The organism is Kordia sp. (genome assembly GCF_045105435.1).
Lineage (GTDB): Bacteria > Bacteroidota > Bacteroidia > Flavobacteriales > Flavobacteriaceae > Kordia.
This window is the reverse complement of record NZ_JBGCDL010000040.1, coordinates 1-8,679: the sequence shown is the minus strand read 5'-3', so window position 1 is coordinate 8,679 and position 8,679 is coordinate 1. Positions and strand designations below refer to the sequence as shown.

Below are 8,679 nucleotides of genomic sequence, written 5' to 3'. Positions count from 1 at the left end.
GAAAAAGTAGTTTTATAAATGCCAAAATTAGAAGCCTTTTGCGCACTTGAAAAATAGATTGCATCTTCATGTGGTAAAAACTTTTCTATCTTATGTTTCTTCTTAAAAAGTGGTTTCCAAGTAACGGTTTCTTTCGCTAATTCGGTAATAGGCGCATAATAATAATCCTTAAACCCTATGCCGCCAACTCTACCAAACATATACTTTTGTTCTTTCCCAAAAATATTGACAATAGGAAAATCGGCAGGTTTCAAATTTAATTCAGGATGTGACTTTCGAGAAAAAATAATATGTAAATCTTTCGGGTTCGTTCCCAAGCGATACAAAACCGTTGCTGCGTCTAAAATATAGTTTGGCGATGTAGTATCAATATCAGGAATATGTAAATAGGTAAAACCTGAGTTATCGTCTAACCAATTTACTCCACCTAATTCAGAAGGCCAGCAATGATCAATAATTTCTTTTTGAAATGTTTTCGTGGATACATCATATATGACAACTTCCGAAAACTCTTCATCATTCTTTGTAAAACCAATGGCTATTTTTTGACCATTCCAGCTTGGCTGAAAATAATTAATAATATACGTTTCTTCTGTGTTTGATTTATACTGTTCAGAATTAAAAATTTCGATTTCTTTTCCGTGAATGCCTGTTCTAAAATACAACACATTGGCTTCGTGATTTTCTGCGTATTTCAAATAATAATAAGCATTTGATGAAAGTACTTTTAAGCTAAAAATAGCTTCTGAACGCATTTCGTCATGCATTTTAATTTTTTCTAGAAGTTGTTGACGTCCAGAAATATGTTCAAGTGTTGTTTTGGTATAATTATTTTGAGAAGTTAACCAGGAAAGTACGGCAGTATCTTTTAAATTTTCTAAGTATTGATATGGATCGCTAATAGTTTTAGAAAAATAGGAATTGCTTATGGGTTTTTTAGCTGCGCAAAAAGGAGGTTGTTTGCGAGTAGTGCATTGTATGCATAGAACAAAGATGAGTAAACAAAGTGGTAGTTGATGTTTCATTAGGAGGTTTTAGGATATGCTGCTTTCAAAAAGAAAAAATGCTACATCAAGAAGATGGGTGTACATCATAGCTTGAAATAGCATTTTTTTAATTATGAAAAAAGAGAAATATAAATTCTTTATACTATTGTGTATCTATCGTATCATTTCCACAAAGTAATGTACAGATGTTTCTACTGTTACAATTTTCTGAGGCTTTTGGAAGAGAACCTCCACATATTTTTGTTGGGTCTCCAACTTGAGCGATCATTAATTTAGATAATGTAAGTTTTCCTAAGTTTCTTTTTGGTGTTTTCATGGTGTTAAAGTTATTTTGATTACGATGTAAATGTATATCAAAACACTACCCAATTATAATGAAGTATCGTGGTATTTATAAATATCACGATAAAAATAAAATTTTAAAATACTGAAAATCAAATAGTTGATTCTTGTTTCTGATTTTCAAGTTGCTTTAAGAAGTAAGATGGATTAATCCCTGTTTTTTTGTGAAAAGCGATCGAAAATGACTGTGCATTATTAAAACCAACCTCTATTGCAATGGCCTTAATTGTGTACGAACGGAACAACTTATTTTCCTGAAGTTGGGTAATTGCATAATCAATTCGGATCTCATTCATATACTTTGCAAAATTCATTCCTTTAGTCATATTAATGATCTTTGACAAATACGTACTATTCGTATCTAATTCCTTTGCAAGTTTTGTGAGTGTATAGTTTCTTTTCGTAAATCGATGTGTGTCTTCAAACTTTTTCAATTTTACCAAAATAGTATCTACAATTTCTTGTGGCAATCCAATACTTTCTTTTTGGGCAGATGAAACTAAGGTTGCTTCTTCAATAGCAGGACTTTCTTTTTCTTTCTGAACTTTCTTTTGTTCATACTCTTCCATCAACACATTAAAGCGCTTCTTGTAAACAACATTTCTTCTAAAAAAGTAAAAAATAATAATTAAAAAAAGGATAGATAAAATAACAAGTGCTGTCACCTTTTTTTGTGATAAGAAATTTTTGTCTTGTAATTGATTGATCAATTCTTCTTTCTCATTCAATAACTCTTCCGTTTCAGAAATTATTAAATGTGTATCATATTTCTGAACAATCTCTTTTCCTAAGTTTTGGTATTCTTCAGTAATAATCTCATCTACAGCCAACAACTTTTCAATAGTTGCCAATTGTTTCTTCGCATTATTAGCAGCTTTATGTTCCTTATTTAGAAATTCATACGCTTCTCTCGCTTGAAAAATAACCTTTGGCTTCTCGTTATATATAGAATCAACCTTATACAAATAAGTAATTCCTATGTTGTTTTTTCCTTGTTTTTCCAAACACCCATATATATAAAGGTAATTGGAGCACAATGCTTTTTCGTTATTTTTTAAAAATGTTGTGGCTTTCAGCAAACTATCAATACTAGTATCATAATTCTCTTGATAATAGGATGTAACTCCGTAAGAAGCTAAAAACCAAGGATACAAATATTTGGTAGGATGTTGTAAACTAACTTTAATACCTCGTTGATTTACAACTTCTGCTGAATCTAACACACGATTCTTATTATAAGAATTTGCAAGCGCAAACAATGATTTTAAATATTGCTCTGGATTTTTATCTTCAAAATTATTCTTTCGGATAAATTCAATATTCTCTTCAAAAATCTTTAATGCTTCTTCACGTTCTTCACTCACATTTTTTAGTAATCCTATATAATGTTTAATAGAAATTTGCTGTCGAATGTTTTTACTTGTCAGTGCCATGTCATTAGCAGTAGCAAAATTAGTGAGCGCATCATTATATTTAGAGTTATAATATAACTGTATTCCTTTTAACAAATATCCTTCGGCAGGATAGGCTTCTAACTTGGTGTTTTTAGTCAATAAAATAATACTATCAGTATATGAAATTGCTTTTGGTGTGTGACTAAAATGTGTTACAAACATTTCGTAAGCGTTTACAATTTCGGCTATATCATTTATTTCTTTGGCTTTCGCCAGATAGTTCTCAGCAGCGTCAAATGCTTCTTTAGAATTCTGTGAAGCCTTATTAAATTCAGATTTTATATCCTCAAAAGTGCCAGAACTAAGCTGTGCATGAGTCGAAATTGAAGTAAAAAACAGTAAAAAAGTGCAAACCATTGACATAAAACAGTGCTTTATACGAGGAAAATTTATGAAAATGCATAAAAAAGGGGCTAGATTTTGAATATAATTTTTCACTTTTTTCTATTTTTTTTGAATTGTACCTAAAAATTGATCGCTTCGAGCAATAGTTAATATTAAAATTCGACAACAATTGTAGGCAAATACAGGTGAAAATATCGAAATAATTTATATGTCTTTATAAAATAACTTTAAATGTGCATAAAGATAGCACTTTATGAAAGAATAAAGATACTTATACGTAAAGCTATTATATATAAAGCGATTGTATAAAATTCCACATCGTGATATTTATAAATTCGTTGCATGAGATTTATAAACGTCAGTACTAACCATTTGATAAATAGGAAATTCCGCCATTAATTAGCACTGTCGATTCGTTGCAACAATCACGAAAAGGTGGAATCCGAAAAACCTTAAAACAGAGTAGGAACCAAAATTTTATTAAAACTTTAATATTATGAAATTAAATAAAAAGAACGTTAAGGAAATGTCAGCTCAGGAATTAGAAGCAATCTCTGGAGGATTAAGTAGAGTAAGTGGAGACACTGCAACAGCAACAGCAACAGCTAGTGCTCGTTCATCTGCAGAAGCAGAAGCAGAAGCAGAAGCTTCTTCTAAGTAATAGTTAATTTATAACTAATGGCTGCTTCCAAAAAAGCAGTCATTAGTATATAAATGACCAAACAAAACCAAAACTATGAAACTCAACAAAAAAGATGTCGAACAAATGAAGCCTGAAGAGCTGAAAGTGATTCGTGGAGGCTTCAGAGAGCAAAATAGAGATACACATACTATTTCAAGAAGAGCAAGTGCTCGTGCACCAATAGAAACAGAATACGAAGCACCAATACCATCAAAATAGTATTGGCTGATATACTAACAAAAAGTATAACTAATTAAAACAATTCTTATGAAACTCAATAAAAAAAGTATCAAAGAAATGAAGCCAGAAGTACTTAAAGTTATTGCTGGCGGTATTAAAACTTCAGATGGACAAACGCAAACGTCTACAGAGGAATGGAAAAGAACTTCAAGTGCAGAATCTGAGAAAGAATCAATGCCAGCAGGCTGGTAGCATATTACTAATTATCAAACTATTTACTAAATATTGTAAGTGTAGGTGATGAAAATTTATTACCTACATCTTTCAAAAACTAAAGAATCATCAGTACGTAACAAGGAATGTTAATACAGTATATTCTTCTGAAACACCTTAGGAAATTAATACAAAAACATACAAGTGATATAACGATATTTACCACACTAATTTAAGCGAAACGCTAATCTTCTACATCACTTTACTATTTATTCCTAACAACAGATCATTTGCTGTTGCCTTTAAGTATTACTGATTCAAATTTATATTACAAACACATTTTATAAACCACAAAAATCAGTCATTATGAAATTAGCAAACACAAAAATCAAAGAAATGTCTAAAAAGGATTTAGCAGCTGTTAGAGCTGGTACTATAGAGCCAGTTAGAAGTTCACAAGACACCTATTCTAAAACCCATACGTTAAAAGCGATGGCAGAAACAGAAGTTGATCTTGAATATGAGTCAGCCAATCCAGGAAAATTTTAATATACAATGGAAAACGATGAAAAAATATTAGTACTCAGCCGTCAAGATGATGGAAGTACGAGCAATGTAATTGAATGGCTTGTTACATACAACAAGCCATACATTCGACTCAATACCGATGATGATAAAGCACGTCTGCATTTTCTCGATATTGACGATAGAGAATTGACCGTTTCCAAACATGGAGAGGAAACCAACTTATTCAATATTTCATCAATTTGGCATAGAAGAAGAGGTTTTTCATTAAAAAATGTAGCGATCAATTTTGATGAACTCGAAAAAGGAATCTTATTTGATACACCAAACTATCACAAAAATCACATCAATTCAGAGTATAAGGTACTCACAGAGTATTTTCATTACATTTTACAACAAGATGTAACTGCCATTGGAAATTATGTGAGTACTGATGTTAACAAGTTGATTGTTTTAGAAATTGCTAAAAAATACAATGTGCCTATTCCTAAAAGTTATGTGGTCACCACTAAAGACGGAATTCGAAGAATTTTAGCAAATACAGATGCAAGTTTTGTAGTAACCAAAGCCATCAGTCAAGGTGTATATCACTTTACGCCAGATTATGGGTATTACTCATACACCGAACGTATTACAGAAGAAAGTTTAGACGAATTACCAGATCGCTTTTTTCCATCATTACTGCAAGAAGAAATCAAGAAAAAATACGAACTCAGAGTTTTTTATCTCAATGAAGAATTCTATGCAATGGCAATATTCTCGCAAAAACGAGCAGATACGGTAGTTGATTTTAGAAAACATACAGATCAAGAAAATCCGCAACGTAAAGTGCCATATAATTTACCGCAACATGTAAAACAAGGACTTATTGATATCATGAACGAACTGCAGTTAAATACAGGGTCCATCGATATTTTGGTCGACGAAGACAATAATTACATCTTTTTAGAAGTAAATCCTGTTGGACAATTTGGAATGACGTCTGCTCCTTGTAATTATTACTTAGAACGAAAAATTGCTAAAATCTTGTAACCATGATAAAACTAAAGAAATTACCAATTAGCGAACCGCAATTAGAAAACTTACCATTATTTTATAATTACCTTATATATAATGAGTTGCTGCCTTCAGATCCTTTTTATAGAACCGCTTATAGTGAAAAATACAGTAGTATTATTTTCTATTCAGGATCTGATAAACCAATTTCGAAAATTGTAGATATAACAGAAATTAAAAGATAATCAGATGAAAGAATTAACCGCCATAAAAGATAAATATCTCTATCTATTCGCAGATTGTTTTCCTGTAAAAGGACACACAAGAACAATGCTATGCGATGTTTCTAGACAAAAAGTATACTTTGTTGATAATTCATACTACGAATTATTATCAGTACTAAAAGACAATAATATCGGTACAGTTGCCGAGATGCTCGACGGAGAAGAAGATCTCATTTTCTTTAAAGAATTTATAGATTATTTACTAGATATCGAATTGGCAATTGTTGTTGATACTTTAGATCGATTTCCAGCTATGGAGTTGGAATGGGACCATCCATCAAAAATTATCAATTCTATTATTGACATTCGTGATGAAATGCACGACTTCGAAAAGATTTTCAATGAATTAGAAGTCTTAGCCTGTTATCATATTCAAATTAGAGCCTATTGCAAATTGCCAGTTTCTAAACTAGAAGAAATACTAGCGCTTACCGTTGGAAAAAATTTCAGATCAGTTGATTTTTTAATTGAGTACGATGGAAAAGAAGCAGAAGTAAAAGCGCTATTAGATAAATATGAAATTGCTCAAGTTACATACCATACTTACGAAATGGAGCTTTTCGATGAAGAACCTGAAGCAAAAAATAGATCAAAGGTTTATCATGGAAGCTTGGGTTATACCAAACAAAAAGTAAGTGGTTGTGATGGCTGCGGATTAGTCGATATCAATTCAATGCGAATTAGAGACGTAAAAGGATTCACAGAAAATATAAAACACAACGGATGTTTAAATAGAAAGATTTCTATTGACGAAACTGGAAATGTCAAAAATTGTCCTTCCATGAAAAAGTCATACGGACATGTAAACAATATCTCATTGACAAAAATTGCAGACGATACCGAATTCCAAAAACCTTGGAATATTACAAAAGATAATATTGACGGCTGTAGAGACTGTGAATACAGATACATCTGTACAGATTGTAGAGCTTATACAACAGATGGAGAACTACACTCCAAACCAGCAAAATGTCAATACGATCCATATACAGGAAAATGGGCAGATAAAGTAGAAAGTGTGAATACTGTTTTCGCATAAATAACGTATTGTATCATGAAAAAAATACTTTTTATAACAACAATTTTTATCAGTTTTATAACCATGCAAAGTCAAACGAACACACAAACGAAACCTATAGATTATAAACTGCTTAAAGCACAATTAGAAATTATTCGTATTGAAGATCAAACACTACGACAACTACTTCCAGATGCTGAAGCTAAATTCGGAGACGATTCAGACGAGTTAACATATATATGGGATCTTATTCATACGCAAGATAGCACCAATGAAAAAAAAGTATTGCGCATTATTGACAACTACGGTTGGCTTAGTAATAAGAAAGTAGGCGAAATGGCAAATCAAACTTTATGGCTTGTCGTACAACATGCAGAAATTGATATACAAGAAAAATACTTACCCTATTTAGCTGAATCTGTTGAAAAAGAAGAATCAGATGGCTGGTATTTAGCCTTTCTAAAAGATCGGATTTTAATGCGCAAAGGTGAAAAACAATATTACGGAACCCAAGTGAAAAAAGACAAAAAATCAGGATTCACATACATACATCCAATTACCAATTTTGAAAAGGTAAATGAAAGACGAAAAGCCATAGGACTCAATTCAATTGAAGAATATGCAAAGGTTAATAACTATGTATTGCATAAATAGTTTTAAAGATCTAGAACCTTAGTGACTAGAGTTTAAATTACAGGTGGTTAAAAAGAGTACTATTCATTTAGTACTCTTTTTTAGATATTAAAAATATTACTTCAACTTATCGGCAAACAGTTTACGAAGCTTTGTTAGCTTTGGCGTAATAACATAACTGCAATATCCTTGTTGTGTGTTTTGTCTGTAATAGTTTTGATGTTCGGCTTCAGCTTTATGAAAAGTTTCGGCTGGAGTTATCTCGGTTACAATTGGAGCATCATAATATTCAGAAAGCTCCTTAACTACAGCTTCGGCTGTTTGCTTTTGTATTTCATCATGATAAAAAATAACAGAACGATACTGTGTTCCCACATCGGCTCCTTGACGATTTAAAGCTGTAGGATCGTGTGTTGCCATAAACATGATTAAAATTTCTGAAAAAGAAACCACAGCTGCATCAAATGTGAGCTGAATAACTTCGGCATGTCCTGTAAGTCCAGAACAAATTTCTCTATAGGTTGGCACGCCAGGAGCAGTTCCGCCTGTATATCCCGAAACGATAGTTTCTATACCTTTTACTTCCTGAAAAACGGCTTCTGTACACCAAAAACAACCGCCGCCAATAGTTGCTATTTGTATATTTTTTTGTTCCATGATATCTTCTTTTTCTAACACTTTTACAAAGATACTGATAAAACTGCTTTTCGTTTCAAAACGTTATGCATACTACAAAAAATGAAATACTGTCATTATTGTAACAAATCGCTGTTGTTTGTCAGTGTTTACGCAGTGTAAAACAGCTGTAAATAGCATTAGTTTGACAGTAATACATGCATTCATCTATCAAAAGCATGCATTCATCGAAGGAATGTAAGTTATTGTCTAATATATAGGGTTTTATAGATTAGAGGTGTTATATTTGGACTTAACTTTTTTTCATGGTTAAAGTAATTTATTGGTTATAAATTATTTCCCTTATTACCCTAAGACCCCAAAT

The 8,679-nt window shown here is 31.8% G+C and carries 11 protein-coding genes and 1 pseudogene; 8 read left to right on the top strand and 4 right to left on the bottom strand.

Annotation, left to right across the window (positions count from 1 at the left end; genetic code table 11):
• The 3 genes and pseudogenes from AB8B65_RS01715 to AB8B65_RS01705 all read right to left on the bottom strand — a co-directional run.
• A pseudogene (locus AB8B65_RS01715) lies at nt 1-1,025 on the bottom strand (hypothetical protein); the annotation flags it as partial.
• Between the two features lie 124 nt (nt 1,026-1,149).
• Complete coding sequence (locus tag AB8B65_RS01710) at nt 1,150-1,323, bottom strand: hypothetical protein (protein WP_405299069.1); 174 nt, start codon at nt 1,321-1,323, stop codon at nt 1,150-1,152.
• A 118-nt stretch (nt 1,324-1,441) separates the two neighbouring features.
• Nucleotides 1,442-3,166 (bottom strand): helix-turn-helix domain-containing protein, encoded by a 1,725-nt coding sequence (locus AB8B65_RS01705; RefSeq protein WP_405299068.1) that lies wholly within the window; start codon nt 3,164-3,166, stop codon nt 1,442-1,444.
• 508 nt (nt 3,167-3,674) lie between these two features.
• Between AB8B65_RS01705 and AB8B65_RS01700 the strand changes: the two genes are divergently transcribed.
• From AB8B65_RS01700 to AB8B65_RS01665, 8 genes are all read left to right on the top strand, one after another.
• Nucleotides 3,675-3,809: a hypothetical protein gene (locus AB8B65_RS01700; RefSeq protein ID WP_405299067.1), complete on the top strand. Its 135-nt coding sequence runs from the start codon at nt 3,675-3,677 to the stop codon at nt 3,807-3,809.
• A gap of 105 nt (nt 3,810-3,914) precedes the next feature.
• Complete coding sequence (locus AB8B65_RS01695) at nt 3,915-4,049, top strand: hypothetical protein (protein WP_405299066.1); 135 nt, start codon at nt 3,915-3,917, stop codon at nt 4,047-4,049.
• Nucleotides 4,050-4,097: 48 nt separating this feature from the next.
• Complete coding sequence (locus AB8B65_RS01690; protein ID WP_405299065.1) at nt 4,098-4,262, top strand: hypothetical protein; 165 nt, start codon at nt 4,098-4,100, stop codon at nt 4,260-4,262.
• 327 nt (nt 4,263-4,589) lie between these two features.
• Nucleotides 4,590-4,772: a hypothetical protein gene (locus AB8B65_RS01685; protein ID WP_405299064.1), complete on the top strand. Its 183-nt coding sequence runs from the start codon at nt 4,590-4,592 to the stop codon at nt 4,770-4,772.
• Between the two features lie 6 nt (nt 4,773-4,778).
• Complete coding sequence (gwsG, locus tag AB8B65_RS01680; protein ID WP_405299063.1) at nt 4,779-5,780, top strand: grasp-with-spasm system ATP-grasp peptide maturase; 1,002 nt, start codon at nt 4,779-4,781, stop codon at nt 5,778-5,780.
• A 2-nt stretch (nt 5,781-5,782) separates the two neighbouring features.
• Nucleotides 5,783-5,989 (top strand): hypothetical protein, encoded by a 207-nt coding sequence (locus AB8B65_RS01675; RefSeq protein WP_405299062.1) that lies wholly within the window; start codon nt 5,783-5,785, stop codon nt 5,987-5,989.
• 4 nt (nt 5,990-5,993) lie between these two features.
• Nucleotides 5,994-7,067: a grasp-with-spasm system SPASM domain peptide maturase gene (gene gwsS / locus AB8B65_RS01670; protein ID WP_405299061.1), complete on the top strand. Its 1,074-nt coding sequence runs from the start codon at nt 5,994-5,996 to the stop codon at nt 7,065-7,067.
• A 15-nt stretch (nt 7,068-7,082) separates the two neighbouring features.
• Entirely contained in the window at nt 7,083-7,700 is a 618-nt protein-coding gene (locus tag AB8B65_RS01665; protein WP_405299060.1) for a DUF6624 domain-containing protein, read from the top strand.
• Between the two features lie 96 nt (nt 7,701-7,796).
• On the opposite strand, the gene msrA is transcribed toward AB8B65_RS01665, so the two are convergent.
• A complete protein-coding gene (gene msrA, locus AB8B65_RS01660) occupies nt 7,797-8,336 on the bottom strand; it encodes a peptide-methionine (S)-S-oxide reductase MsrA (protein ID WP_405299059.1) in 540 nt (179 codons plus the stop codon).
• Between the last annotated feature and the right edge of the window lie 343 nt (nt 8,337-8,679).

Coding starts and splice junctions, on each gene's coding strand:
- AB8B65_RS01710 (WP_405299069.1), bottom strand. CDS start 1,323: ATGAAAACACCAAAAAGAAACTTAGGAAAACTTACATTATCTAAATTA.
- AB8B65_RS01705 (WP_405299068.1), bottom strand. CDS start 3,166: ATGTCAATGGTTTGCACTTTTTTACTGTTTTTTACTTCAATTTCGACT.
- AB8B65_RS01700 (WP_405299067.1), top strand. CDS start 3,675: ATGTCAGCTCAGGAATTAGAAGCAATCTCTGGAGGATTAAGTAGAGTA.
- AB8B65_RS01695 (WP_405299066.1), top strand. CDS start 3,915: ATGAAGCCTGAAGAGCTGAAAGTGATTCGTGGAGGCTTCAGAGAGCAA.
- AB8B65_RS01690 (WP_405299065.1), top strand. CDS start 4,098: ATGAAACTCAATAAAAAAAGTATCAAAGAAATGAAGCCAGAAGTACTT.
- AB8B65_RS01685 (WP_405299064.1), top strand. CDS start 4,590: ATGAAATTAGCAAACACAAAAATCAAAGAAATGTCTAAAAAGGATTTA.
- gwsG (WP_405299063.1), top strand. CDS start 4,779: ATGGAAAACGATGAAAAAATATTAGTACTCAGCCGTCAAGATGATGGA.
- AB8B65_RS01675 (WP_405299062.1), top strand. CDS start 5,783: ATGATAAAACTAAAGAAATTACCAATTAGCGAACCGCAATTAGAAAAC.
- gwsS (WP_405299061.1), top strand. CDS start 5,994: ATGAAAGAATTAACCGCCATAAAAGATAAATATCTCTATCTATTCGCA.
- AB8B65_RS01665 (WP_405299060.1), top strand. CDS start 7,083: ATGAAAAAAATACTTTTTATAACAACAATTTTTATCAGTTTTATAACC.
- msrA (WP_405299059.1), bottom strand. CDS start 8,336: ATGGAACAAAAAAATATACAAATAGCAACTATTGGCGGCGGTTGTTTT.